18 protein-coding genes and 1 pseudogene are annotated in these 25931 nt (G+C 64.9%); 5 read left to right on the top strand and 14 right to left on the bottom strand.

Annotated elements, in window-relative coordinates:
• Positions 1-7: 7 nt before the first annotated feature.
• The 6 genes and pseudogenes from pgl to ACVMB1_RS22905 all read right to left on the bottom strand — a co-directional run bounded on the left by pgl (position 8) and on the right by ACVMB1_RS22905 (position 7428).
• Positions 8-760 (bottom strand): 6-phosphogluconolactonase, encoded by a 753-nt coding sequence (gene pgl / locus ACVMB1_RS22930; RefSeq protein ID WP_076823948.1) that lies wholly within the window; start codon positions 758-760, stop codon positions 8-10.
• 1 nt (position 761) lies between these two features.
• On the bottom strand, positions 762-2255 hold the full coding sequence (gene zwf / locus ACVMB1_RS22925) for a glucose-6-phosphate dehydrogenase (protein ID WP_076823950.1): 1494 nt from the start codon (positions 2253-2255) through the stop codon (positions 762-764).
• 20 nt (positions 2256-2275) lie between these two features.
• A complete protein-coding gene (gnd, locus tag ACVMB1_RS22920) occupies positions 2276-3259 on the bottom strand; it encodes a phosphogluconate dehydrogenase (NAD(+)-dependent, decarboxylating) (RefSeq protein WP_057014889.1) in 984 nt (327 codons plus the stop codon).
• A gap of 12 nt (positions 3260-3271) precedes the next feature.
• Positions 3272-6118: a bifunctional transaldolase/phosoglucose isomerase gene (locus ACVMB1_RS22915; protein WP_076823955.1), complete on the bottom strand. Its 2847-nt coding sequence runs from the start codon at positions 6116-6118 to the stop codon at positions 3272-3274.
• A 217-nt stretch (positions 6119-6335) separates the two neighbouring features.
• Positions 6336-6783: pseudogene (locus ACVMB1_RS22910) on the bottom strand (DsrE family protein).
• 54 nt (positions 6784-6837) lie between these two features.
• On the bottom strand, positions 6838-7428 hold the full coding sequence (locus ACVMB1_RS22905; protein ID WP_076824213.1) for a hypothetical protein: 591 nt from the start codon (positions 7426-7428) through the stop codon (positions 6838-6840).
• 496 nt (positions 7429-7924) lie between these two features.
• Here ACVMB1_RS22905 and ACVMB1_RS22900 point away from each other — a divergent pair, with 496 nt between their 5' ends.
• The 4 genes from ACVMB1_RS22900 to ACVMB1_RS22885 all read left to right on the top strand — a co-directional run bounded on the left by ACVMB1_RS22900 (position 7925) and on the right by ACVMB1_RS22885 (position 14243).
• Positions 7925-9868, top strand: a complete 1944-nt coding sequence (locus tag ACVMB1_RS22900) for a PrkA family serine protein kinase (RefSeq protein ID WP_038382967.1) — start codon at positions 7925-7927, stop codon at positions 9866-9868.
• 108 nt (positions 9869-9976) lie between these two features.
• Positions 9977-11245, top strand: coding sequence for a YeaH/YhbH family protein (locus ACVMB1_RS22895; protein ID WP_456849924.1), 1269 nt, complete (start codon positions 9977-9979; stop codon positions 11243-11245).
• Between the two features lie 4 nt (positions 11246-11249).
• On the top strand, positions 11250-12794 hold the full coding sequence (locus tag ACVMB1_RS22890) for a SpoVR family protein (RefSeq protein ID WP_057014891.1): 1545 nt from the start codon (positions 11250-11252) through the stop codon (positions 12792-12794).
• Between the two features lie 258 nt (positions 12795-13052).
• Positions 13053-14243, top strand: a complete 1191-nt coding sequence (locus ACVMB1_RS22885; RefSeq protein ID WP_076824215.1) for an ABC transporter substrate-binding protein — start codon at positions 13053-13055, stop codon at positions 14241-14243.
• Between the two features lie 82 nt (positions 14244-14325).
• Here ACVMB1_RS22885 and ACVMB1_RS22880 read toward each other — a convergent pair whose 3' ends face one another.
• The 4 genes from ACVMB1_RS22880 to ACVMB1_RS22865 all read right to left on the bottom strand — a co-directional run bounded on the left by ACVMB1_RS22880 (position 14326) and on the right by ACVMB1_RS22865 (position 19955).
• Positions 14326-15381: a 2-oxoacid:ferredoxin oxidoreductase subunit beta gene (locus tag ACVMB1_RS22880; RefSeq protein WP_057014892.1), complete on the bottom strand. Its 1056-nt coding sequence runs from the start codon at positions 15379-15381 to the stop codon at positions 14326-14328.
• A complete protein-coding gene (locus ACVMB1_RS22875; RefSeq protein ID WP_018273082.1) occupies positions 15378-17225 on the bottom strand; it encodes a 2-oxoacid:acceptor oxidoreductase subunit alpha in 1848 nt (615 codons plus the stop codon). The genes ACVMB1_RS22880 and ACVMB1_RS22875 overlap by 4 nt, the downstream gene beginning before the upstream one ends.
• Entirely contained in the window at positions 17195-18994 is a 1800-nt protein-coding gene (locus ACVMB1_RS22870) for an FAD-dependent oxidoreductase (protein WP_076823960.1), read from the bottom strand. Before ACVMB1_RS22870 ends, ACVMB1_RS22875 begins: the two co-directional genes overlap by 31 nt.
• A gap of 289 nt (positions 18995-19283) precedes the next feature.
• On the bottom strand, positions 19284-19955 hold the full coding sequence (locus ACVMB1_RS22865; RefSeq protein WP_076823962.1) for a DUF4286 family protein: 672 nt from the start codon (positions 19953-19955) through the stop codon (positions 19284-19286).
• Positions 19956-20139: 184 nt separating this feature from the next.
• Here ACVMB1_RS22865 and ACVMB1_RS22860 point away from each other — a divergent pair, with 184 nt between their 5' ends.
• Positions 20140-22521 carry a caspase family protein gene (locus ACVMB1_RS22860; protein WP_253589601.1) on the top strand — a complete coding sequence of 794 codons (2382 nt, stop codon included), beginning with the start codon at positions 20140-20142 and terminating at the stop codon, positions 22519-22521.
• Positions 22522-22587: 66 nt separating this feature from the next.
• Here ACVMB1_RS22860 and pip read toward each other — a convergent pair whose 3' ends face one another.
• From pip to pqqC, 4 genes are all read right to left on the bottom strand, one after another.
• Positions 22588-23559, bottom strand: a complete 972-nt coding sequence (gene pip, locus ACVMB1_RS22855; protein WP_076823966.1) for a prolyl aminopeptidase — start codon at positions 23557-23559, stop codon at positions 22588-22590.
• Positions 23549-24793 (bottom strand): pyrroloquinoline quinone biosynthesis protein PqqE, encoded by a 1245-nt coding sequence (gene pqqE / locus ACVMB1_RS22850; RefSeq protein ID WP_076823968.1) that lies wholly within the window; start codon positions 24791-24793, stop codon positions 23549-23551. The genes pip and pqqE overlap by 11 nt, the downstream gene beginning before the upstream one ends.
• Positions 24790-25098 carry a pyrroloquinoline quinone biosynthesis peptide chaperone PqqD gene (gene pqqD, locus ACVMB1_RS22845; protein ID WP_057014898.1) on the bottom strand — a complete coding sequence of 103 codons (309 nt, stop codon included), beginning with the start codon at positions 25096-25098 and terminating at the stop codon, positions 24790-24792. Before pqqD ends, pqqE begins: the two co-directional genes overlap by 4 nt.
• Positions 25099-25164: 66 nt before the next feature.
• Entirely contained in the window at positions 25165-25920 is a 756-nt protein-coding gene (gene pqqC, locus ACVMB1_RS22840; protein ID WP_076824217.1) for a pyrroloquinoline-quinone synthase PqqC, read from the bottom strand.
• Between the last annotated feature and the right edge of the window lie 11 nt (positions 25921-25931).

The raw sequence follows: 25931 nt of genomic DNA, 5'->3' as shown, positions 1-25931 counted from the left end.
TTGTCCGTCACCCACGAAAGTCCTCCGGCAGCGCGGCCTGATCGATCAGCCAGACGGTCTCGCCCAGCGATCGCGCGCGGTTTGCCGGCAGGTTCTCGCCTGCGAAGAGGCGCGTCAAGATCGCGCGCTTGTTCTCGCCCGCCACCTCGAACAGCATCTCGCGACAGGAGGCGAGGGCGGGCAGGGTCAGCGACACGCGCGGCACGAACGGCTCGACATTGGCCTTCGGCACGCCGACCACCCAGCGCTGGGTTTCCTCGACCGCGGGATAACCCGGAAACAGCGAGGCGGTATGGCCGTCGGGGCCGATGCCCATCAGCACCAGGTCGAACAGTGGCCGCTTCGGATCGAGCTGTTCGGCGCCGTAGAACGCCATCAGCTCGTTCTCGTACAGCGCCGCGCTGACGTCGGGATCCCTGAGATCGGCGGTATCGGTCGCGATCGGATGGACATTTGCAGCCGGTGCACAGCGGTCGAGGAAGGCCTGGCGCGCCATGCTCATGTTGTGCAGCTTGTCCTTGCGCGGCACCAGGCGCTCGTCGCCGATGAACCAGTCGATGCGGTCCCATGGAATCCTTTGGCGATAGTCCGGCGTCGCCAGCAGCTGATAGAGCGCCTTCGGGCTGGAGCCGCCGGTGAGGCACACCGCGATCCGGCCGCTGTTCTGGTCGATCCTGGCGATCACCCGCTCGGCGGCCGCCTGCGCCAGTGCCGCCGGATCGGCGACCGTGATGATCTGGCGCTCGCCGGTCGCGGTCATGTCAGCCCAGCTTCCGCCAGCTACGGCCGTCACGCGTCAGCAGCGCATTGGCGGCCTCCGGGCCTTCGCTGCCGGCCTTGTAGGGTTGCAGGCCACGGCCGCCGGCGCTCTTCCAGGCGTCGATGAAGGGCTGCACCGCCTGCCATCCGGCCTCGACGCTGTCGGCGCGCTGGAACAGCAGATTGTCGCCGATCATGCAGTCATAGATGAGTGTCTCGTAGCCGGTCGACGGCTCGGCCTTGAAGTAGTCCTTGTAGCGGAACTTCATCTCGACGCCGTCGATGTTGATGGTCGGGCCGGGTACCTTGGTGTTGAACTGCAGCTCGATGCCTTCGGTCGGCTCGGTGGAGATGACGAGGTAGTTCTGCGACAGGCGATCGACCGACGTGTCGCGGAACATCGCAAACGGCGCCTGCTTGAACTTGATCGCGATCTCGGTGCGCTTGGTGGTCAGCGCCTTGCCGGTGCGCAGGTAGAACGGCACGCCGGCCCAGCGCCAATTGTCGATGGTCAGCTTCAGCGCGGCATAGGTCTCGGTCGAGCTGTCGGGCCTGACGTCGGGCGTCTTGAGAAAGTCCTCGATCTCGGTGTCGCCGATCCGGCCGGCGCGATACTGGCCGCGCACCGAATTGTGCAGCGCCTCCTGTTCGCTCTGGGTCTGGATCGCGCTCAGCACCTCGGCCTTTTCGGAGCGCACCGCGTGGGCGTCGAACCGCGCCGGCGGCTCCATCGTCACCAGCGACAGCAGCTGGAACAGATGGTTCGGCACCATGTCGCGCAGCGCGCCGGTGGCGTCGTAGAAGCTGCCGCGATGACCGACACCGAGCTTCTCGTCGACGGTGATCTGGATGTGGTCGATGTGGTTGCGATTCCAGATCGGCTCGAACATGCCGTTGGCGAAGCGCAGCACCAGGATGTTCTGGACGGTTTCCTTGCCGAGATAGTGATCGATCCGGTAGATCTGGTGCTCGTCCATCAGCTTCAGCAGCGCGGCATTCAGTGCCTTGGCCGACGCCAGATCGGTGCCGAACGGCTTTTCGATGATCAGCCGCCGCCAGGCGCCGTTCTCCTCCAGCATGCCGGTGCGCCCGAGCTGCTGGCTGATCGGCAGGAACGCTCGCGGCGGGGTCGCGAGGTAGAACAGCCGGTTGCCACCGGTGCCGCGCGCCTGTTCGAGCTTCTCGAGCCGCTCGTTCATGGCATCGAAGGAGGGCGGATCGCTCGGGTCGGCCTCGATCGCGGTGACGCATTCAAACAGGCGTGTGACGATGGCCTCATCCAGCGGGCGCGTGGCGAACTTGCGTAGCCCTTGCATCAGGCTGTCCTTCATCTGGTCGCTCGACATGCCCTTGCGGGCGATGCCGACGACGCAGAATTTCTCCGGCAGCAGATTGCCGGCGGCAAGATTGTAGAGCGCCGGGATGACAAGCCGATGTGTCAGATCACCGGTGGCGCCGAAGATGATGAAGGAGCAAGGGTCTGGTTTCTTCTGCACGTGACCTTCCGCGGTTCGCTTTAAGTTTTCTTCGGCGGCTCCTTGTGGCCGCCAAAGCCTGCGCGCATCGCCGAGAGGATCTTCTCCGCGAAGGTGTGATCCTTGCGCGAGCGGAAGCGCGTATAGAGCGCCGCCGTCAGCACCTCGGCCGGCACGGCCTCGTCGACCGCGGCATTGACTGTCCAGCGGCCTTCGCCGGAATCCTCGACAAAGCCGGAATAATTGTCGAGCGTGTGGTTCTGCGCCAGCGCCGATGCCGTGAGGTCGAGCAGCCAGGACGGGATCACGCTGCCGCGCCGCCAGACTTCGGCGATGTCGGCGATGTCGAGGTCGAAGCGATGCTCGGCCGGCAGCGCCTCGATATTGGCGTTCTTCAGGATGTCGAAGCCTTCGGCATAGGCCTGCATCAGGCCGTATTCGATGCCGTTGTGGATCATCTTGACGAAATGCCCGGCGCCGATCGGGCCGGCGTGAATGTAGCCCTGTTCGATGCGCGGATCGCGGCCCTCGCGGCCGGAGGTGCGAGGAATGTCGCCGATCCCGGGCGCCAGCGTCTTGAAGATCGGGTCGAGCCGGTCGACCACTTTCTTGTCGCCGCCGATCATCATGCAGTAGCCGCGCTCGATGCCCCAGATGCCGCCGCTGGTGCCGACATCGACGTAATGCAGCCCGCGCTCCCTGAGCGCCTTGCCGCGGCGGACGTCATCCTGCCAGAAGGTGTTGCCGCCATCGATGATGACGTCGCCTGGCTGCATCAGCTTCGACAGCGCCTCGATGGTGGCTTCGGTGATCTTGCCGGCCGGCAGCATCACCCAGGCGGTGCGCGGCGCCTCCAGCTTGAGGACGAAATCCTCCAGCGATGAGGACCCGATCGCATTGTCGGCGACGAGCGCCGCGACGGCCTTCGGATCCTTGTCGTAGACCACGGTGGTGTGGCCCTGGGTCATCAGGCGGCGGACGATGTTGCCGCCCATCCGCCCGAGGCCGATCATGCCGAGTTGCATCCCTCGCCTCCGTCAGTTCAGTGCAGCCGAGATCGCGGCATCGAGCGCCGCGAGCCCGGAGCTGAGATCGCCCTTGAGATGCACGCGCAGCGCCCGCCGGCCGCGCTCGGTGAGCACGTCGAAATCGCCGCGCGCCTGTGCCGCCTTGATCACGCCGAAGCTCGCCTTCTGGCCGGGCACCGGCAGGTCCGCCGTATCGTCGGTCGTGACCTGCAGGAACACACCGCTGTCGGGCCCGCCCTTGTAGGCCTGCCCGGTCGAATGCAGGAAGCGGGGACCGAACTCGGCGCAGGTCGCAAGGTGCCTTGCGTCGCGCACCTTCAGCCGCATCGCCTGCATGGCGTCGATGGTGTCGCCATCGCGCTCGATATAGGCGAGCAGGGCGACATAGTCGCCGCGGCCGGAGCGCGCGAGGTGCGCCTTGATCCAGGAGTCGAGATCGCCGTTCGCACCGGCCTTGCGCAGCTCCTCGGCGTTCTGCGCGTCGGTGTAGAGATCGACCCCGTCCGCCGACACCACCGGCTGTTCGGCCGGCAGCGACCCGGTCTTCTCGAACGCTGCCGTCAGTTCGCGGGTCTTGACCTTGGCGGCTTCGACGTCGGGCTGGTTGAACGGGTTGATGCCGAGGATCGATCCGGCGACCGCGGTCGCGATCTCGAAGCGGAAGAACTCCTGACCGATATGGTCGATCGACTTCATCACGATCCGAACCACGGGATGGCCGGCGGCCTCGAGCGCCGCGAGCTTGGCCTCATGCGCTGCATCGTTCTCGCCATCGGTGCGCAGATCGATGAAGAACCGGTCGTTGCCGTAGACCGCGGCGTCGCCAATCGTCTCGCCCTCGATCGGGATCAGGCCCTTGCCGTCCTTGCCGGTCGATTCCGCGATCAGCTGCTCGGCCCAGGCGCCGAAATCGGCAACGTCCGGCGAGGCGAAGATCGTCACCTTGTCGCGGCCTTCGAGCCCCGCGATGCCCATCGCGAGCCCGAGCTGCACGCCCGGGTTCTCCTGCGGCGGCACGTCGGCACCGCAAGAGCGCACCATCGCGAGCGTATGGCCGAGCAGGCTGCGGACGTCGATGCCGGCAGCGGCCGCCGGCACCAGACCGAACGGCGACAGCACGGAATAGCGGCCGCCGATCGCGGGGTCGCCGTAAAAGATGCGGGCAAAGCCCTGCTTGATCGCGACCTTCTGCAGCGATGAGCCCGGATCGGTCACCGCGATGAAGCGGTGGCCGGCCTTGTCCTTGCCGATCGCCTTCGCCACCCGATCGAAGAAATAGTCCTTCATCACGTTCGGCTCGGTGGTGCCGCCGGATTTGGAGGAGACGATGAACAGCGTCCTTGCGATGTCGACATACTCCTCCATCGCGCGCACCTGCGCCGGATCGGTGGAATCGAGCACGTGCAGCCGCGGGAAACCGGACCGGTGCGGGAAGGTCTGGGCCAGGACCTCCGGCCCGAGGCTCGACCCGCCCATGCCGAGCACGACGGCATCGGTGAAGTTCTGCCCCTTCACGCGCTGGGCAAAGTCCTCATAGTCGGCGACATCAGCGGTGGCCGCGCTGGTGAGCCAGCCCAGCCATTTGTCCTCGTCGTCGCCGGTCCAGACCGATTTGTCCTTGTGCCAGAGCCTTCGGATCCGGGCGGAGGCGCGCCATTCCTCGGTGCTCTTCTCGACCGCCTTCTCGATGGTGGCGCCGAGCGCGAGCTTCTGGCGGTCGATGCCGCCGCCGAGCGAGGTGGCGCGCTTGTGGGCGACCGCGCCGTACAGCTTGTCGGCCGCGTCGGCGAACAGCTTGACGCCGTCCTTGACCAGTTCCTCGGTGATCGCATCGAGCGAGATGCCGGACTTCTCCAGCTCTTCCAGCACGTGGCGGGCGTCCTCGACATTTTCCTCGAGGCTGTCGCGGACCTTGCCGTGGTCGCGGAAGGCATCGAGCGTTGCCGGCGGCACGGTGTTGACGGTGTCGGGGCCGATCAGCTCCTCGACATAGAGCACGTCGCTATAGTCCTTGTTCTTGGTGCCGGTCGACGCCCACAACAGCCGCTGCGGCTTGGCGCCCTTGGCCGCCAGCTTGTCCCAGCGGCTGCCTGCGAACAGGTGCTTGTAGTCCTGGTAGGCGAGCTTGGCATTGGCGATCGCGACCTTGCCCTTCAAGGCCGCGAGCCGCTCCTTTTCGTGCGGATCGTTGGCCTTGGCGATCTTCTCGTCGAGCTGCTTGTCGACGGCGGTGTCGATGCGGCTGACGAAGAAGCTCGCGACGCTCGCGACATGGGAGGGATCGCCGCCCTTGCCGACGTATTTCTCCAGGCCCTTGAGATAGGCCTCGGCGACCTGGCGATAGACCTTCTGCGAGAACAGCAGCGTGATGTTGATGCTGATGCCTTCGCCGATCAGGTACTCGATCGCCGGCAGGCCCTCGGGCGTCGCCGGTACCTTGACCATCAGGTTCTTGCGGTGGACGTCCTTCCAGAGCCGTTCGGCTTCCGCGATCGTGCCCTTGGTGTCCATCGCGAGATAGGGCGACACCTCGAGGCTGACGAAGCCGTCGCCGCCGTGGCTCTGGTCGTAGACCGGGCGCAGCACGTCGGCGGCGTGCTGGATGTCCTCGACCGCGAGGTGCTCGAACAGGTCGGCGACCGAGCGGTCGCCGTTCTTGAGGGCCTTGCCGATCGCCCCGTCATATTCGTCCGAGCTGCCGATCGCCTTCTCGAAGATCGAGGGGTTGGACGTCACGCCTTTGACGCCGTCGGTCTCGATCAGCCGCTTCAGGTCGCCGTCGGCGACGAAGCCGCGGGCGAGGAAGTCCAGCCAGACGGCCTGACGGTGATTTTCGAGTGCTTTGACGGGGTTCATGGGTGCCTGTTCTCGTTCGATCGAGGGTCGATTTTTGGGTTCCCGGGCAGCTTTCGGGGGCGGAGGGGGATTGTCAACATGGCGGGAGCCCCGGGCGGAATATCAGCATTTCCAAGGGATAACGCCATTCACAACAGTTCGATCCGCTCGGACGCAGGTGCGAGCAGACCCCCATCTCAGCACATTTTTATGACGCGTTGCGGCGCAGGACCGCGCGTCAGGGGCGCAGGTAGAGGTAACCTTGGGATTGCAGCTCGGCGAGGCGGACCCACCCCGCCGCGCTCGGCGGCAACGAAGCCGGGGAGCAAGTCGGCGAGGCCGATGTTCTGCGATTTCATGGTGTTGCCGCAGGCGGCGAACTCGATCCCATCCTTGGTGAACCGCGCGACATGTTTTGACAGCTCGGGATTGGCGGCTGCTGAATGAAACGCCTTCAGCGCCCGGCCGTGCACCACCAGCGCAATCGTCACATTGCCGGGGCCGCCGACGCCGTCGAGATGGTTCTGGATGTTGCCGATCACGAAATTGACCTTGTCGAGGTCATCGAGGTGATAGACCACCTTCAGCTTTTGCGGCGGTGCTTCGGTGGCGGCGCCGGCCTGGGACGCTGCCAAGACGGCGCCGATCGCTGAAAGCGTGCCCCAGAGGATGCTGCGTCGGCGCATGGCGTCTCTCGCGCAATTATTGTTGATCCAGTGTTGTCCCTTTGGGCAAACCTATCATTTGTGGCGGAGCGCAGCGAGTTCCTTGCGGTCGGTCACAAGTTCGGCGCATTCGCCCAAGTCCGCGCGATCGACGCGAAAGATCTTGTCGTCGGCGCCGGCGAACAGCGCTTCGCCCGCATCGTCGTCGGGTTTGTTGCGATTCCACACCATGATGCGGCCAAGGGGCGCAATCGCGGATTTATTGTCCTTGGACAACGCCACGGTGATACCGCCGCCCTCGCAATCCACGCCGCATTCGAAGCGTATTTCGTGGCAGTAGCCGCTGGAGTCGAAATTGCCAGGGCGGTGGCGGTACGCGACGCCGAGCCGGAATGAATAGTTGGTGGCCTTGTCCTCCGGAGCGTCTTCCGCTGACACCAGCAGCTTCATCGCGCTGACCTTCTGCTTCGGATGCTGCGCCAGATGATTTGCATCGTAGCGCCGCACGAAGCAGGCATAGGCTTTCGCGCCGGGCGGGCCCGCGAACATCCTGTTGTGGAAGGCGGCCGCCGCGGCCTTGTCGACGCCTTCCTGCGCCTGAACGGCTAACGGCGCGCCGGTCCAGGCGGCGGCTGCGAGTGCGACAACAAGGAGCGCCTGCTTCATGACCGGCTCGGGAATAGCCAGCGCCTCCAAGGTGTCATCTTTAAAGCGCGGCAATGGTGCCGCGCGGAACTGCGCGGGCTCGTTGCCTTAGTCGCGGCGACAAGGAGGCACGTTCAACCGCGGCTGAACGTTTGTTCATGAGAGTCCATGACGCGTGCATCTTGACGCCACGGCTGAACGGTCACACTTTTTCAGGGAAGCCCAACGTCCATCGCCGGACGGGAAGTTGCCCGCTCGGATGTCCGCTTCGGAGGCCTGGCCCCGGTAAACCACGGATGTGGCGAGGGGGTTACAGCCACCAAAAACAAGGGGATATTGATGAACCATTAAGCTTCCTGCCTGTTGATAAGGCAGAGGCTGCACGCGCCGTGCATTGCCGAACTGAGTCGGTCGAGTGTCCAATGGACCCAGCGTGCCGACGCTGATTCGATCCTAGGACGCTCTTGTTACGACTCGTGTCAGTCGTGCGGCGATACATATCGTGGAGAGAGGGATCATGTACAACGATTCTTTGTTCAACGCCTTCGCAAGGTCGTTTGAAGCGCGAAGCCAGACCGACATGTCGATGGCCGAGTATTTGGAGTCGTGTCGAAGTGATCCGATGCGATATGCAAATGCGGCCGAGCGGTTATTGGCGGCAATCGGTGAGCCCCAGATGATCGACACGGCCAAGGACCCACGCCTTGGCCGTATCTTTTTGAACCGTACGATCAGGTCGTATCCGGCCTTCGCCGGCTTCTACGGCATGGAGGATACGATCGAGCGCCTCGTCGGCTTCTTCCGTCACGCCGCGCAGGGCCTCGAAGAGCGCAAGCAGATCCTCTATCTGCTCGGGCCGGTCGGCGGCGGCAAGTCATCGCTCGCCGAGCGCATCAAGGCGCTGATGGAGATTCATCCGATCTACGTGCTGAAGGCGGGCGACGAGCTGTCGCCGGTGTTCGAGAGCCCGCTTGGGCTGTTTGATCCCGAGACGCTTGGCCCGATGATCGAGGAGAAGTACGGCATTCCGCGCCGCCGGCTGAGCGGGCTGATGTCGCCCTGGGCCTACAAGCGGCTCGAAGCCTTCGGTGGCGACATCTCGCAATTCCGCGTCGCGCGCATCCAGCCTTCAAGGCTGCGCCAGATCGCGGTTGCCAAGACCGAGCCCGGTGACGAGAACAACCAGGACATCTCCTCGCTGGTCGGCAAGGTCGACATCCGCAAGCTCGAGACCTACGCCCAGAACGATCCCGACGCCTACAGCTATTCCGGCGGCCTCAACCGCGCCAACCAGGGCGTGCTCGAGTTCGTCGAAATGTTCAAGGCACCGATCAAGATGCTGCACCCGCTGCTGACCGCGACGCAGGAGGGTAACTACATCGGCACCGAGAACATCGGCGCGATTCCGTTCACCGGCATCATCCTCGCGCACTCCAACGAGGCGGAGTGGCAGAGCTTCAAGACCAACAAGAACAACGAGGCCTTCATCGACCGCATCTGCGTCATCAAGGTCCCGTACGTCCTGCGGGTCACCGAGGAGCAGAAGATCTACGAGAAGCTGATCCAGGGCTCCGAGCTTGCCGCAGCACCTTGCGCTCCGGCGACGCTGGAGACGATGGCGCGCTTCTCGGTGATGTCGCGGCTGCGCAAGCACGAGAACTCGACGCTGTTTGGCAAGATGCGGGTCTATGACGGCGAGAGCCTCAAGGAATCCGATCCGAAGGCGCGCAGCGTTCAGGAGTACAAGGACGCGGCCGGCGTCGACGAGGGCATGGACGGCGTCTCCACCCGCTTTGCCTTCAAGGTGCTCGCCTCGACCTTCAACCATGACACCACCGAAGTCGGCGCCGATGCGGTGCACCTGATGTATGTGCTGGAGCAGGCGATCCGCCGCGAGCAGCTGCCTGACGAGACCGAGAAGCGCTATCTCGAATTCATCAAGGCCGACCTCGCGCCGCGTTATGCCGAGTTCATCGGCAACGAGATCCAGAAGGCCTATCTGGAATCCTACGCCGACTACGGTCAGAACCTGTTCGACCGCTATGTCGACTACGCCGACGCCTGGATCGAGGATCAGGACTTCAAGGATCCCGACACCGGCCAGCTGATGAACCGCGAGCTCCTGAACCAGGAGCTGACCAAGATCGAGAAGCCGGCCGGCATCGCCAACCCGAAGGACTTCCGCAACGAGGTCGTCAAGTTCTCGCTGCGCTCGCGGGCGCACAACGGCGGCAAGAACCCGAGCTGGACCTCCTACGAAAAGGTTCGCGACGTGATCGAGAAGCGGATATTCTCACAGGTCGAGGATCTGCTTCCGGTCATCTCGTTCGGCTCCAAGAAGGACGGCGAGACCGAGAAGAAGCACGGCGAGTTCGTCGAGCGGATGGTGGAGCGCGGCTATACCGAGCGCCAGGTCCGCCGGCTCGTCGAGTGGTACATGCGGGTGAAGCAGGCCGGCTAATACGCGATCCGGAAAGCCGGCACCGGCTTTCCGTTTCGTCTCGTCCTGTCCAATAAAATGCGATGCGACTGTCATGATCGCATCCGGTGAGGCAGATGCAACGTGGTCATGCATATCGTCGATCGGCGGTTGAATCCGGGTAGCAAGAGCCTGGAGAACCGCCAGCGCTTCCTGCGGCGCGCCAAGGCGCTGGTGCAGGGGGCCGTCAAGAAGTCGTCACAGGACCGGGACATCAAGGATGTCCTGGAAGGTGGCGAAGTGACAATCCCGCTGGACGGCATGGATGAGCCGCGGTTCCGGCGCGAGGGCGGCACACGTGACATGGTGCTGCCCGGCAACAAGAAGTTCGTCGAGGGCGACTGGCTGCAGCGCCCGAACCAAAGCGGCGCCAAGGGCTCCGGCGCAGGCGAGGGTGACAGCGAGGACGCCTTCCGCTTCGTGCTCAGCCGCGACGAATTCGTCGATCTCTTCCTCGACGACCTCGAACTGCCCGATCTTGCCAAACGCAAACTTGCGGAAACCGAAAGCGAAGGCATCCAGCGCGCCGGCTATGCGACGTCGGGCTCGCCCGCCAACATCTCGATCAGCCGCACGGTGAGCCGGGCGCTGGCGCGGCGCGTGGCACTGCGCCGGCCGCGCAAGGACGACATCGAGGCGCTCGAGGCGGAGCTTGCCGAATGCGATGACGATGCGCGGCGCCGCGAGCTGCTGGCGCTGCTCGAAGCGTTGAAGGCCAAGGCCAAACGGATCCCGTTCATCGATCCGATCGACATCCGCTACCGCCGCTTCGAGACGGTGCCGAAGCCGGTGGCGCAGGCCGTGATGTTCTGCCTGATGGACGTATCGGGCTCGATGTCCGAGCACATGAAGGATCTGGCGAAGCGGTTCTATATGCTGCTCTACGTGTTCCTGAAGCGGCGCTACATGCACGTCGAGATCGTGTTCATCCGCCACACCGACCGCGCCGAGGAGGTCGACGAGGACACCTTCTTCCATGGCCCGGCTTCCGGCGGCACGCTGGTGTCGAGCGCGCTGGTCGCGATGAACGATATCGTCCGCACCCGCTTCCGTCCGGCCGACTGGAACATCTATGCCGCCCAGGCCTCGGACGGTGACAACATGACCTCGGACAGCGCGCTGACCGGTCACCTCCTGACCGACAAGATCCTGCCGGTCTGCCAGTTCTTCGCCTATCTCGAGGTCGGCGAAGCCGCCAACTACACTTTCGACATGCCGGACTCCTCGCTCTGGACGCTCTATGAGCGTCTGCGCAACGAGGGCGCGCCGCTGTCGATGCGCAAGGTGAGCGAGCGCGGCGAGATCTTCCCGGTGTTCCAGGACCTGTTCAAGCGCCGCAGCAAGCAGGAAAGGGTGTAGCGTGATGGGTTCTTCCGGGGAACGGCTGTTCGAGGGCGCCGATTGGGATTTCCAGACCTTGCAGCGGGTCCACGACGCCTGCGAGAAAATCGCGCGCACCGAGCTCGGGCTCGACGTCTATCCCAACCAGATCGAGGTGATCACCGCCGAGCAGATGCTCGACGCCTATTCCTCGGTCGGCATGCCGCTGTTCTACAAGCACTGGTCATTCGGCAAGCAATTCGCGTTCCAGGAAGCGTCCTATCGCAAGGGCCTGATGGGCCTCGCCTATGAGATCGTGATCAATTCCTCGCCGTGCATCTCCTATCTGATGGAGGAGAACACGGCGACGATGCAGACGCTGGTGATCGCGCACGCGGCGTTCGGGCACAATCACTTCTTCAAGAACAACTATCTGTTCAAGCAGTGGACCGACGCCGACGGCATTCTCGACTATCTGGAATTCGCCAAGGGCTACATCGCGGTCTGCGAGGACCGCCATGGCCGCGAGACGGTGGAGCGGACGCTCGATGCCGCGCATGCGCTGATGTCGCATGGCGTCGACCGCTATCCCGGAAAGAAGACGCTCGATTTGCGTGCCGAGGAGAAGCGGGCCGGCGAGCGCCGGCAGCACGAGGAAAGCGTGTTCAACGATTTGTGGCGGACGGTGCCGAACACCAAGGCCAAGAGCAAGGCTACGCTCACGGCCGAGCGCCGCCGCGCGCTGCTCGGCTTGCCGCAGGAGAACATCCTCTATTTCCTCGAGAAGACCGCGCCGCGCCTTGCACCCTGGCAGCGCGAGCTGATCCGCATCGTCCGCCACATCGCGCAGTATTTCTACCCGCAGGGCCAGACCAAGGTGATGAACGAGGGCACCGCGACCTACGTCCATTACCGCATCATGAGCCGGCTGCATCAGCAGGGCCGGCTCACCGACGGCAATTTCCTCGAATTCCTGCAGTCGCACACCAATGTGGTGTTCCAGCCCGAATTCGACGACCGCCGCTATTCCGGCTTCAATCCCTACGCGCTCGGCTTCGCCATGATGCAGGACATCGAGCGGATCGTGAAAAATCCGGAGGACGAGGACCGCGAGTGGTTTCCCGATATCGCCGGCAAGGGCGACGTCGAGGGCGTGCTGCGCGAGATCTGGAGCAACTACCGCGACGAGAGCTTCATCAACCAGTTCCTCAGCCCGGCGCTGATCCGGCGCTTCCGCATGTTCCATTTGCACGACGACCCCGCGGAAAGCCAGGGGATCAAGGTCGACGCGATCCACGACGAGCGCGGCTACCGCCGGGTCCGCCGCGAGCTGGCGCGGCAATACGACGTCGGCTTCGTCGACGCCAATATCGAGGTCGTGGATGTCGATCTCGACGGCGATCGCCGCCTGATGCTGCGTCACACCACCGTGAAGGGCGCGCAGCTCAACGAGACCGACGCGCGGCGCGTGCTGCAACACCTCGCCGATCTGTGGTCCTACGACGTCGCGCTGACCGAAATCGACGGCACCGACAAGGTGTTGAAGGAATACGTCGTCAGCCCGCGCGCGGCCGCGGTCGCGGCGTGAGGATCACGCTCTCGCTGACATGAGCGCGGCGCACACCGCCGCGCGGAATGCGAGTCTTGCTCGGTGAACCTTCATGTCTATCGAAGGCTCACATCATGAACATGCCGGCAACATTCCGACTTTGAAAGCGCATGGCGTTCTATGCGCGAGCGCGATTGCCGGCATGCGGAAATCTCGCGAGACGTTCTTGGTGATTGCCTGCGCGGACGCGATGGATAATGTGCGCCGCGTCAAGAAAACCAAGAAAAGGATATGCTCTTGTCAACTCGCTCCCGCCTGGCGGGCTTTCTCGCCTTCACCGCGCTCACGGCCTCGTTGATCTCGCCGTCCGTGGCAGCCGATACCGCGATCAAAATAGGAAACACCGCGCCCTATAGCGGCCCGGCGTCGGCCTACGGCACGATCGCGCGTGCCGAAGCCGCATATTTCCAGATGCTCAACGATCAGGGCGGCATCAACGGCCGCAAGATCGACTTCGAGAGTCTCGACGACGCCTATTCACCGTCGAAGACCGTCGAGCAGACCCGCAAGCTCGTCGAGCAGGACGAGGTGCTCGCGATCTTCAGCGCGGTCGGCACCGCGCCGAACATCTCGGTGCAGAAGTACCTCAACATCAAGCGCGTGCCGCAGCTGTTCGTGTCCTCCGGCGCGACGCGCTGGAACGATCCAAAACAGTTCCCGTGGACGGTCGGTTTCAATCCGACCTACGAGCTCGAAGGCCGGCTCTACGCAAAATACATCCTGAAGACCAAGCCGGATGCGAAGATCGCCGTCATCACGCCCAACGAGGACGCCGGCAAGGACTATCTGAGGGGTTTCAAGGACGGGCTCGGCGAGCATGTCGGCCAGATCGTCGCCGAGACCACGTATCTCACGACCGATCCCACCATCGATTCCCAGATGGTGACGATGCGCGAGTCCGGCGCGGACGTCTTCTTCGCGGAGGCGACGCCGAAATTCGCGGCCCAGGCGCTGCGCAAGGCGGCGAGCATGGGCTGGAAGCCGCTGACCATCCTTCCGACCGTCTCGAACTCGGTCTCCGCGGTGCTTGAACCGGCCGGTCTCGAGAACGTCATCGGCGTCGTGACCGGGCTCTATCTGAAGGATCCGACCGATCCGCGCTGGGCCGACGATCCCGCGCAGAAGGAGTTTGCGGACTGGATGAAGAAGTACCAGCCGAATGCGAGCCCGGGCGACCTCTTCAACGTGCAGGGCTACACGGTGGCGCAGGTCATGACGGCGGTGCTGAAGAACTGCAACGGCGATTACAGCCGCGCCAACATCATCAAGCAGGCGACCAATCTGAAGGCGCTCGAGCTGCCGATGCTGTTGCCCGGCATCAAGGTGCAGACCGAGCCCGACAATGTGACGCCGATCCGGCAAATCCAGATGGCGCGGTTCGACGGCAAGTCCTGGGCGCTGTTCGGCGACGTCTTGAGCGACAAGTAGCCGTCACCAACTCCGCTGTCGTCCCTGCCTGGTGCGCAATTGCGCACGGGAGCAGGGACGACACGGAGTGTGCTGCCACTGCTCAGCGCAGGCTGGCGTTGATCTTGTCCAGCACGGCTGAACCCGGGCACAGCGCTTGTTCGTCGAGCGTGTTGAGCGGCGTCTCGACGGTGTCGAGATGGGTGTGCAGATCCTCGGCATCCGGATCGACATAGAGCAGGCCAGTGACGATCTGGCCCTTGGCCGCGTGCTTCTGCAGGAAGGTCATCGCGCCCAGACGATCATGCGGATCGTAGTCGGCGTCGAGCTTGCGCAGCGCCAGTCTGGAGCCGTCATGCTGCTCGACCACCTGAACGGTGCCGGGCGCATAGTCGACGCTGATCGGATCGCGGCCGACCAGCACGTCGAGGCGATTCACCGCGTCATTGTGCTCGCGGACATAGTCAAAACTCTTGGTCGAGCCGGCGTGGTTGTTGAAGGCGATGCAGGGGCTGATCACGTCGATGAAGGACGCGCCCTGGTGGCGGATCGCAGCCGCGATCAGCGGCACCAGCTGGGTCTTGTCGCCGGAGAAAGAGCGCGCCACGAACGTGGCCCCGAGCTGCAGCGCGATCGCGACCAGGTCGATCGCGTTGTCGGTATTGACGACACCCTTCTTGGACTTCGAGCCGCGGTCGGCGGTGGCCGAGAACTGGCCCTTGGTCAGGCCGTACACGCCGTTGTTCTCGACGATGTAGGTCATGTTGACGGCGCGCCGGATCGAATGCGCGAACTGACCGAAGCCGATCGAGGCGGAATCGCCGTCGCCGGAGACGCCGAGATAGATCAGGTCGCGGTTGGCCAGGTTGGCGCCGGTCAGCACCGACGGCATGCGGCCGTGCACCGAGTTGAAGCCGTGCGAATTGCCGAGGAAATAGTCCGGCGTCTTCGACGAGCAGCCGATGCCGGAAATCTTCGCCACCCGGTGCGGCTCGATCGAGAGCTCGTAGCAGGCCTCGATGATCGAGGCGGTGATCGAATCGTGGCCGCAGCCGGCGCACAGCGTCGAGATCTTCCCCTCATAGTCGCGGTGGGTATAGCCCAGCTCGTTCTTCTTCAGGCCGGGATGATGAAACTTCGGCTTTGCAATGTAGGTCATGTCACGGCCTTGCGGAGAGGGGTCACCTTGAGATGATCCTGGTGGTCGCCGATCGCGCCCGCGATGAAGCGCGCGGTGATCGGCGTGCCGTCATAGTGCAGGATCGGCACCAGCCTGACGGGGTCGATGCCGTTCTCGTTGACGATCAGCTGGCGAAGCTGGGCGTCGCGGTTCTGCTCGACCACGTAGACGAAGTCGTGGTCGGCGATGAAGCTCGCGACGCTGGAGTGGAACGGGAAGGCGCGGATGCGCATGCGGTCGAGCTGGTGGCCGCGCGCCTCCAGGATCCCGATCGCCTCGTCCATCGCGGGCGAGGTCGAGCCGAAATAGATCACGCCGTATTTGGTCGGCTTCGCCGCATTGGCCTGCAGCGGCCGCGGCACCATGTCCTGCGCGGTCTCGAACTTGCGCACCAGGCGTTGCATGTTGTCGGCGTAGACCGCGCCTTCCTCGGAATAGCGCGCGTAGCGGTCGCGCGAGGTGCCGCGGGTGAAGTAGGAACCCTTGGTCGGATGCGTGCCGGGATAGGTGCGATAGGGGATGCCGTCGCCGTCGACGTCGAGATAGCGGCCGAAGTCGCGGCCTTCCTCGAGCATCTCCGCCGTCATCACCTTGCCGCGGTCGTATTGCTTGGCGTCGTCCCACTTCAGCGGGCGGCACAGCCGGTGGTTCATGCCGATGTCGAGATCGAGCATCAGGAAGATCGTGGTCTGCAGCCGCTCGGCGAGGTCGAAGGCGGCCGCGGCGAACTCGAACGCCTCCGCCGGATCTTCCGGGAACAGCAGCACGTGCTTGGTATCGCCGTGCGAGGCATAGGCGCAGGCGATCACGTCGCATTGCTGGGTGCGGGTCGGCATGCCCGTCGAGGGGCCGGCGCGCTGGATGTTCATGATCACGGCCGGGATCTCGGCGAAATAGGACAGGCCGATGAACTCGGTCATCAGCGAGATGCCGGGACCCGAGGTCGCGGTGAAGGCCCGTGCGCCGTTCCAGGAGGCGCCGATCACGATGCCGATCGAGGCGAGTTCGTCCTCGCCCTGCACGATGGCGTATTTCGCCTTGCCGGTTTCGGGATCGTGGCGGTACTTCTTGCAGTGGCTGGTGAAGGCCTCCGCCACCGATGATGACGGCGTGATCGGATACCACGCGCACACGGTGGCGCCGCCATAGACGGCGCCGAGCGCGGCCGCGCTGTTGCCTTCGACGAAGATGCGGTCGCCGACCTTGTCGGACTTCTTCACCCGCAGCCCGAGCGGACATTTCAGGTTCTGCAGCGCCCAGTCGCGGCCGAGATGCAGCGCATGGACGTTGGAGGACAGCAGCTTCTCCTTGCCCTTGTACTGCTCGCCGATCAGCTGCTCGACCAGCTTGGGATCGAGGTCGAGCAGGGCGCAGAGCGCGCCGAGATAGATGATGTTCTTGAACAGCTGGCGCTGCCTGGGATCGGTGTAGGTCGAGTTGGTGATCGCGGTCAGCGGCACGCCGATGACGGTGATGTCCTCGCGGAATTTCGACGACGGCATCGGCTTGGTCGAATCGTAGAACAGATAGCCGCCGGGCTCGATCGAGGCGACGTCCTTGTCCCAGGTCTGCGGGTTCATCGCCACCATCAGGTCGACGCCGCCGCGGGCGCCGAGATGACCGTCCTCGGTGACGCGCACCTCATACCAGGTCGGCAGGCCCTGGATGTTGGACGGGAAGATGTTGCGTGGCGAGACCGGCACGCCGTGGCGCAGGATCGAGCGCGCGAACAGCTCGTTGGCGGAAGCCGAGCCCGAACCGTTGACGTTGGCGAAGCGGACGACGAAGTCGTTTACGCTGCTGATCGGGCTTTGGACTGACATGTTGATCCCGCTTGAACCATATCGATGAGGTACTTCTGCATGTCCCAGGCGCCGGTCGGGCAGCGCTCGGCACACAGCCCGCAATGCAGGCAGACGTCTTCGTCCTTCACCATGACGCGGCCGGTCTTGAGGTCGCCGGAGACGTAGAGCGCCTGGTCGTGATGCGGCGAGGGCGCTTTCAGCCGCTGCCGCAAATCATCCTCCTCACCGTTCTCGGTGAAGCTGATGCAGTCCATCGGACAGATGTCGACGCAGGCGTCGCATTCGATGCAGAGCGGCGCGGAAAACACCGTCTGCACGTCGCAATTCAGGCAGCGCTGCGCCTCGCCGAGCGCGAGCTTGAGGTCGTAGCCGAGCTCGACCTCGGCGCGGATGTCCTTCAGCGCGACCACCTTGTCGCGATGCGGCACCTTGAAGCGCTTGTCGGCGGAGATGTCGTTGTCGTAGCTCCACTCGTGGATGCCCATCTTCTGCGAGGAGACGTGCACCTCGGGCAGCGGGCGCTCGTTGATGTCCTCGCCGGACAGCATGCGGTGGATGGAGAGCGCGGCGTCGTGGCCATGCGCCACCGCCCAGATGATGTTCTTCGGCCCGAACGCCGCATCGCCGCCGAAGAACACCTTCGGATTGGTCGAGACGAACGTCTTGGGATCGACCTTCGGCATGTGCCACTTGTCGAATTCGATGCCGCAATCGGCTTCGATCCAGGGGAACGCGTTCTCCTGGCCGACCGCAACGAGCACATCGTCGCAGGGCACGGTCTCGTCCGGCTCGCCCGAGGGCACCAGATTGCGGCGGCCCTTGGCGTCGTACTCCGCCTTCACCTTCTGGAAGGTGACGCCGATCAGCTTGCCGGCCACATGCTTGAACGCCACCGGCACCATGTAGTTCAGGATCGGGATGTCCTCGTGAAGCGCGTCTTCCTTCTCCCACGGCGAAGCCTTCATTTCCTCGAAGCCGGAGCGGACAATCACCTTGACGCTTTCGCCGCCGAGGCGGCGCGCGGTGCGGCAGCAATCCATCGCCGTGTTGCCGCCGCCGAGCACGATGACGCGGCGGCCGATCTTGTCGACGTGGCCGAACGACACGTTGGCCAGCCACTCGATGCCGATATGGATGTTGGCGGCGCCCTCCTTGCGGCCGGGGATGTCGAGCTCGCGGCCGCGCGGTGCGCCAGAGCCGACAAAGATCGCGTCATAGTTCTCGGCGAGCAGCTGCTTCAGGCTGTCGACGCGCTGACCACCCCTGAACTCGACACCGAGGTTCAGGATGTAGTCGGTCTCCTCGTCGATCACGCTGTCGGGCAGGCGGAATTTCGGAATCTGGCTGCGCATCATGCCGCCGGCCTTGGGATCGCCGTCGAACACGGTGCAGTGATAGCCGAGCGGCGCGAGATCGCGCGCCACGGCGAGCGAGGCAGGGCCGCCGCCGACCAGCGCGATGCGCTTGCCGTTCTTCGGCCCGGGCTTCGGCAGCCGATGCTTGATGTCGTCCTTGAAGTCGGCTGCGACGCGCTTCAGGCGGCAGATCGCGACCGGGTTGTCCTCGACCCGGCCGCGGCGGCATGCTGGCTCGCATGGACGGTCGCAGGTGCGCCCGAGAATGCCGGGGAACACGTTGGACTTCCAATTGATCATGTAGGCGTCGCTGTAACGCCCCTCAGCAATCAACCGGATGTACTCGGGAACGGGGGTGTGTGCGGGACAGGCCCATTGGCAATCGACTACTTTGTGGAAGTAGTCAGGCGCCGAGATATCAGTCGGTTTCATTCCTACCTTTGACCCGCGCGAAAATGCCAGACCCGCGCGGCCTTATCGTTGACGACGAACGCTCACGTGGCGTTGTTCTGGTTTTTGAATTGGATCATAGGCTTATCTTATTAGAGCCGTTCCAGAGAAGGCAAAGGCTAAATTGTCCGATCATCAGCTTTCGCGCGGCTGATGCGCGTGTAGCGTTAATCTCGATTGCGTTATGTGGCGGTGCAGCATGATCTGCACCGCCACGTTTGCTTGAGAAGATGTTTTTCGGGAAAGCGCTTCGCACGCTTTCGGATCAGGCTTACTCGCGCGGAAGGTCGCTCTTCGCGATATCCCACAACAGCCTGTAGACGCCGCTGGTGACCACGAGCGGCTTCAAGGCTGCATTGCCGGTGATGCCTGCGGCCGCTGCGGGGATCGCGCCGACGTCGGTGGCGTCGATCAGCACGAACCAGTCGCCGGCCCCGGGATCGGGTTTCGCCGCATCCGGCGTGAGCGGTTTCGACAGATCAGGGTCGTTCTCCAGAAGGTGCATCGAGATGGTGCCGTCGCGCGAAGCTGGATCGAGTTGCTCCCGCAATGCAGCGCGAAGTTTGTCCGCGCCTTCGGCGGGCGGGCGCAGGCGGATGATGCCGAGGGCTGCGCCCCTGCCGACGCCGCGGCTGATCGTGATGCGCGCGACCCCGCGGATCATGTTCTGAAAGCGCGCGATATTGGCCTTCGACCAGTCGGTCTGGTTGGCGAGCGCCTTGCGATAGGCCAGGCTCTCGAGCACATCGAAGGTCGCGGTCGAGTAGAGGCTGAGATATTTCGGCTTGCCGTCATGGGCGACGTAGCGGCGGGCTTCCAGAAAGCCGTCGATGGCGACCCGTTCCTCGAGATGCTCGCGGTCGTACCAGCGATTGAATTCAGCTTCGTGCAAGCTGTCGATATCCATCGAAGTCAGCAGCATGCCTTGTCCGGCGATTGGCATCGAGTGCTCCTTTTTTGCCTGTTTTATCCGCGCAATATCGCCTGATCGCGCAAACCAGGGAAGCCGGTTCCCGTCACCACAGACCAAGGATTGCCACAATTGCTGCAATGCTGTTCAGCACCGGTTCACAGAGGTAGCATTTCATTCGTTACGCCAACTCTCGAGAAGAAAAGGGACGACCACCATGGCACGCATTCTGTGGGCATTGATCGTCGGTCTGGTGTCGCTCGCCTCGCTTCCCGTGCATGCGCAGGATCAGGAAAAGCGTCTCGCACTTGTCGTCGGCAACGGCGCCTATGAGGCCGGCGCGTTGCAGACCGCCGCGAACGACGCCGGTCTGATCGCGCAGACCTTGCAGGCCGCCGGCTTCGACGTGATCGGCGCACGCGATCTCGACGGCGAGACGCTGCGCAAATCGTTCCGCGATTTCATCCAGAAGGTGCAGGAGGCGGGGCCCAATGCCGTCGCCTTCGTCTATCTCGCCGGTTACGGCGTGCAGCTCACCGGCGAGAACTATTTCGTGCCGGTCGATGCCAAGATTGCCCGCGACACCGACGTGCCGGTCGAGGCGATCCGCATCTCCGACTACAGCCACCAACTCTCGGCGCTGCCGATCAAGGCTGGCGTGATCGTGCTCGATGCGGCGCGCAGCAATCCCTTCGCCAAGGAAGGCCAGCCGCTGGCCGGCGGTCTTGCGCTGGTCGATCCCGATCCGAAGATGCTGATCGCCTTCAACTCGGCGCCCGGCACCGTTGCTCCTGACGGTGCGCCGCCCTACGGGCCTTACGCGCAAGCACTGGCGGAAATGATCCGCACCGGCGGCCTGACTCTGCCCGAGGTGTTCGACCGCGTCCGCCTGCGGGTCAACGAGATGACCAAGGGCGCCGAGATCCCGTGGGATGCGCACAAGGTCGACGCGCCCTTCATGTTCTTCGAGCGCAAGCCGGACGCGCCGCCGCAGCAGGTCGATGCCGGGCTGCGCACCAAGCCGATCCGCGATTTCTCGGCGCAGGATGCCTACGCCGCGGCGCTGGAGCGCGACACGCTGCAGGGCTACGAGGATTACCTGCAGGCCTATCCGAACGATCCGCTGGCCAAGCGCGTGCGCGCGATCGTGGCGGCGCGGCGCGAGGCGATCACCTGGCGGCGCACCTACAACGCCGACTCGACTGATGCGTATTGGTCGTATCTGCGGCGCTATCCGCGCGGGCCGCATGCCTACGACTGCCGGCGCCGGCTCGCCTATCTGTCGGCCGCGCTGGAGCCGCCGGCGCAGTTCACGGTGCTCGACTACGACGTGCCGCCACCGCCGCCCGACGAGATCGACTATGTCGACCGCCCGGTGCTGTATTACAGCGATCCGGTGTTCGCCTTCGCGCCGCCACCGCCGCCGCCGGTGTTCTTCCTGCCGCCGCCGCCGCCGGACTTCGTCGTGCTGCCGCCACCGCCGCCGCCGATCGGCCTGTACTTGCTGCCGACGCCGATGTTCGTGGCGATGCCGGCCTATGTCGCCGCACCGGCCTATGTCGTGCCGCCGCAGAACAACATCGTGTTCAACAACATCCACAACACCACGGTCATCAACACGGTCATCAACAATCCCAACCCGACGCCGGCGCAGCTCCATGCGGCCGGGGTGACGGCGGCGATGGGCGGCGCGCCGGTGACGGCGGCACCGCGACTGCCGGCCGCGGCGATGCAGCGCGCCAATCTGCCGGGCGCTCCGCAAGGCGCGACGCCCGCGCAGGGCGCGGCGATGGGAGCTCCGCGCGCCGCACCGAACGCTGCCGCGGCGCCGAACGCTGCTGCCACTCCGAATGCTGCCGCCGCTCCGAATGCGATGGGCGCGCAGGGCACGCCGGGTGCGCATACCCTGCCGGGCGCGAAAAATGGACCGCCGCTGCCGCAGTCGGCGACCGCACCGGCCAATGCCATGCAGCATGGCGCTGTGCCGCCGGGAGCCGCACAACCCGGCGCCGCGCAACCTGGCGCAAAGCCGAATGCGGTGGTGCCGGGCAAGCCGGCGACTGCCATGGCGCCTGCCAATGCGCAGCCTGCTCCTCCGGCCAAGCCCGGTGCCGCGCCGGCGACAAACGCGCCCGCCTCACCCGCGGCCGCCGGCAAGCCAGGTGCGCAACCGCTTCCGCATGCGGCGACCGCGCCGACCGCAAACGTGAAGCCCTCGGCGGCGCCGTCGCCGGCGAACAGCGCGATGTCGACACGGCCGACGCCGGCGGCGCACCCGGCACCCGCGCGCGCCGCAGTGTCGCCGGCGCCGGTCTCCCGGCCCGCGCCGGCGCATGCGGCAGCTCCGCCGGTCCATGCCGCAGTTCCGCCCGTGCGGGCTGCGGCTCCCCCGCCGCGGCCGGTTGCCCCGCCACCTCGTGCTGCGGCTTTGCCGCCGCGTCCGGCGCCGGCACCGGCTCCGCGCGCCGCGCCGCCGCCTCGGCCGGCGATGCAGGTGCAACATGCAGCGCCGCCACCGCGGATGGCGGCGCCGCCAAGGCCCGCGGCCGCGGCGCCACGGGCAGCGCCGGCATGTCCTCCCGGCAAGTGCAAACATTGAGGGAAGCAAGGGAGCCGGTCGAGTTCTTCACCGGCTCCTTGACGTCGGGTGCGTTCCGGCGGCGGTCTAGCGCTTGGCCGCGAGGTCGGCGATCGCCTTCATCACGGCGTTGCGGATGCCGGGATCGTAGAGGATGTGGCCGGCGCCATCGATGATGCGGACCTCGCTGCCCGGCCAGCGCGCGGCGAGCGCGTGCGATGTTGCGGGCGGGCACAACAGATCGTAACGGCCCTGGACCAGGATGCCGGGAATGCCGGCGAGCTTGCCGGCCTCGTCCATCAATTGACGCGGCCGCATGAAGCAATCGTTGGCGAAGTAGTGCGCCTCCATGAACGGCGTCGAGGGCAGGGCGCCTGAGGCCTTGAGATCGAGCCGCGTCTGCTTCGGCGTGTGCTCCGACAACGCGCGTTCGGTGTCGTGCCAGGCGCGCGCGGTCGGCGCATGCACGGCGGCGTCGGGATCGAGGATGCGGCGATAATAGGCCGCAAGCGGTGCTGCGCGCTCGCTCTCGGGCAGGAAGTTGAGGAAGTCCTCGTGGAGGGCGGGATAGAAGCGCGGCAGGGCGCGCAGGAAAACGTCGTCCAGCTCCTCGGCTGTGCCGAGAAACGTCGCGCGCAGTGCGAGCCCGCTGACCCGCTCGGGATGGGCCTGCGCATAGGCCAGCGCCAGCGTCGCGCCCCAGGAGCCGCCGACCACCATCCAGCGCGCGAAGCCGAACCGCTCGCGGATCTTCTCCATGTCCGCGATCAGGTGCTGCGTCGTGTTGTTGTCGCGGCTGCCCTTCGGCCGGCTGCGGCCGCAGCCGCGCTGGTCGAACAGCACGGCGTGAAAGCGCTCGGGATCGAACAGCCGGCGATGATCGGGCTGGCAGCCGCTACCGGGGCCGCCATGCAGATAGACCGCGGGAATGCCACCCTCGCGCCCGACGCTCTCGACATGGAGATCGTGGCCATCGCCGACGTCGAGCCATTCCGACGTCAGCGGCGCAAAGGGATCGGCACGCCTCGCGGCCTTGCCGACGTCGGCGTCAGGCGCCATTGCGCTTGTCCTGGGATTCGTTTCGGGGGGCGTCCGTCTCCAACGTGCCGCCGGCGAAGTTACGATACAGGAAGCGGTTCTGCGTGCCGGCGGATTCCTGCTCGGCCTGCTTGAAGATCTCCTCGTGTCGCGGCGACAGCGCGCAGGCCGGGTCGGTGTTGCCGGCATCGCCGGTCAGCGCAAAGGCCTGGCAGCGGCAGCCGCCGTAATCGATCTCGCGGAATTCGCAACCCTTGCACGGCTCCGGCATCCAGCCGGTGCCGCGATAGCGGTTGAAGGCCTCCGAGTTCTGCCAGATCCAGGCGATCGAATGATTCGAGCGCACCGATTCGAATTCAAGCCCGGTGATGCTTTCGGCGGCGTGGCACGGCAGCACCTTGCCGGCCGGCGAGATGTTGAAGAACTGGCGGCCCCAGCCGCCCATGCATTTCTTCGGCCGCAGCGCGTAGTAATCCGGCACCACATAGTCGATCGCAAGCGTGCCCTTCAGGCGCATTTGGGCTTCCTCGACGATGCGGCTGGTCTCCTCGATCTGCTCGATCGTCGGCATCAGCGCGGCACGGTTCTTCAGCGCCCAGCCGTAATACTGCACGTTGGCGACCTCGAGCCGGTCGGCGTCGAGGTCGACCGCCATCTGGATGATGTCGGTCAGCTGATGCAGGTTCTGCCGGTGCATCACCGCATTCACCGTGAGCGGCAATTCGAGCTCGCGCGTCCATTTGGCGACCTCGAGCTTCTTCTTGTGCGCGTCCTTCAGCCCGGCCACGCGGTCGGCGACGTTGGGCTCGTTGCCCTGAAAACTGATCTGCACATGGCTGAGGCCGGCGTCGGCCAGCGCCGAAAGCTTGTCCCTGGTCAACAGCACGGCCGAGGTGATCAGGTTGGAATAGAGCCCGACATCGGTCGCGTGCTGCACCAGCTCGACGATGTCCTTGCGCGCGGTCGGCTCGCCGCCGGAGAAATGGATCTGCAGCACGCCGAGCTCGGCAAGCTCGCTCAGCACCTTCTTCCATTCGTCCGTGGTGAGCTCGGTCGAGCCGCGGTCGAGCTCGACCGGGTTCGAGCAGTAGGGGCATTGCAGCGGGCAGCGGTGGGTGATCTCGAGCAGCACCGCAAGGGGAATGCCGTAGGTCTCGGCCGCCGAGCGGCGGCTCTCCAGCACGGCGAGCCCATCGCTTGGGGCTGCGCTCGGGCCCGGCGCTGTCGTCTTGGTGTCGGCGAGCGTGTCGCTCATGCTGTGCTCTCGCGCGCTTCGGTGAGAAAACCCTTGTCGGCCAGATCCTGCAGCATCGCGATCACGTCGGTCGCGATCGCCTCGCGTGGGGCGGCGTATTTTTCGGCGAGCTGGTCCACCATCTCGGCGACACTGCGCATGCCGTCACACAGCTGCAGCACCTCGACCGCGATCTCATCCGGCGCCAGCACGCGCTCCGGCGCCAGGATCACCCAGACCTGCCGCGTCTCGTCGAATTTCAGCTTGGTATGGCGCGGCAGTTTCGGCCGGCTGGTCTCGCTGACGCTGATGTTGCGGCTGGCCATGATCTAAGTCTCTTTGTCTGAGCATGATCTTTCGGAAAACCGGCTCCCACTTTTCCGGATCATGCTCTAACCTGTCTTCGGCACGAACGCGCCGGGCGGAATCTGGCCGTCGACATACGCATGATACAGCGCGTCGAGCTGCACCCACAGCACGTTGGTCTTGAAGATCAGCGCGTTGCAGACCGCTTCGCGCTCCGCCGGCGTCTTGGCGTGCTGCTTGACATAATCAAGCGCGAAGCCGGCGTCGCGCGGCGCCTGGGTGAGGCGGCGGCTGAAATAGCTCATGATGTCGGGGTTGACGAAGTCGTAGTGCTTCAGCATCCCCGAGATGCGCTCCTCGTGCAGGTTCGGCGCGAACAGTTCGGTGAGCGAGGAGGCGATCGCCTCCAGCGGCGTGCGATCGCGGCAGAAATGCACATAAGCTTCGACGGCGAAGCGCGTCGCCGGCAGAATGCCTTCGGTTGACTCCACATAGGCCGTGTCGAGCCCGAGGCCTTCTGTCAACTTCAGCCAGCGCTCGATGCCGCCTTCATTGCCGACATCGCCGTCGTGATCCTCGATGCGGTGGCGCCATTCGATCCTTGTGTTGCGGTCGCGGAAGCGCGAGATCACCATCGCGTCCTTCAGCGGGATTGTGCTCTGGTAGTAATAGCGGTTCAGCGCCCAGGCCTGGACCTGGCCCTTGTTGAGCTTGCCGCCGTGCAGCAGGCGGTGGAACGGGTGCAGGCTGTGATACCGCGTGGCACCGATCGTGCGCAGCGTCGCCTCCATCTCCTCGGCAGTGTCGAGCGTGATGCCCTTGCCGATCGAGAGCGCGGTCATTCCTGAGGTCA

The sequence above is a fragment of the Bradyrhizobium sp. USDA 4504 genome, assembly GCF_054063995.1.
Note: the sequence above shows the minus strand (reverse complement) of the source record. Positions and strands in the feature narration are given on the sequence as shown.

What these genes read in the sequence shown, in the direction of transcription:
- pgl (WP_076823948.1), bottom strand. Translation starts at nt 760, where the DNA reads ATGACCGCGACCGGCGAGCGCCAGATCATCACGGTCGCCGATCCGGCG.
- gnd (WP_057014889.1), bottom strand. Translation starts at nt 3,259, where the DNA reads ATGCAACTCGGCATGATCGGCCTCGGGCGGATGGGCGGCAACATCGTC.
- ACVMB1_RS22915 (WP_076823955.1), bottom strand. Translation starts at nt 6,118, where the DNA reads ATGAACCCCGTCAAAGCACTCGAAAATCACCGTCAGGCCGTCTGGCTG.
- ACVMB1_RS22905 (WP_076824213.1), bottom strand. Translation starts at nt 7,428, where the DNA reads ATGAAGCAGGCGCTCCTTGTTGTCGCACTCGCAGCCGCCGCCTGGACC.
- ACVMB1_RS22900 (WP_038382967.1), top strand. Translation starts at nt 7,925, where the DNA reads ATGTACAACGATTCTTTGTTCAACGCCTTCGCAAGGTCGTTTGAAGCG.
- ACVMB1_RS22895 (WP_456849924.1), top strand. Translation starts at nt 9,977, where the DNA reads ATGCATATCGTCGATCGGCGGTTGAATCCGGGTAGCAAGAGCCTGGAG.
- ACVMB1_RS22890 (WP_057014891.1), top strand. Translation starts at nt 11,250, where the DNA reads ATGGGTTCTTCCGGGGAACGGCTGTTCGAGGGCGCCGATTGGGATTTC.
- ACVMB1_RS22880 (WP_057014892.1), bottom strand. Translation starts at nt 15,381, where the DNA reads ATGACCTACATTGCAAAGCCGAAGTTTCATCATCCCGGCCTGAAGAAG.
- ACVMB1_RS22875 (WP_018273082.1), bottom strand. Translation starts at nt 17,225, where the DNA reads ATGTCAGTCCAAAGCCCGATCAGCAGCGTAAACGACTTCGTCGTCCGC.
- ACVMB1_RS22870 (WP_076823960.1), bottom strand. Translation starts at nt 18,994, where the DNA reads ATGAAACCGACTGATATCTCGGCGCCTGACTACTTCCACAAAGTAGTC.
- ACVMB1_RS22865 (WP_076823962.1), bottom strand. Translation starts at nt 19,955, where the DNA reads ATGCCAATCGCCGGACAAGGCATGCTGCTGACTTCGATGGATATCGAC.
- ACVMB1_RS22860 (WP_253589601.1), top strand. Translation starts at nt 20,140, where the DNA reads ATGGCACGCATTCTGTGGGCATTGATCGTCGGTCTGGTGTCGCTCGCC.
- pip (WP_076823966.1), bottom strand. Translation starts at nt 23,559, where the DNA reads ATGGCGCCTGACGCCGACGTCGGCAAGGCCGCGAGGCGTGCCGATCCC.
- pqqE (WP_076823968.1), bottom strand. Translation starts at nt 24,793, where the DNA reads ATGAGCGACACGCTCGCCGACACCAAGACGACAGCGCCGGGCCCGAGC.
- pqqD (WP_057014898.1), bottom strand. Translation starts at nt 25,098, where the DNA reads ATGGCCAGCCGCAACATCAGCGTCAGCGAGACCAGCCGGCCGAAACTG.
- pqqC (WP_076824217.1), bottom strand. Translation starts at nt 25,920, where the DNA reads ATGACCGCGCTCTCGATCGGCAAGGGCATCACGCTCGACACTGCCGAG.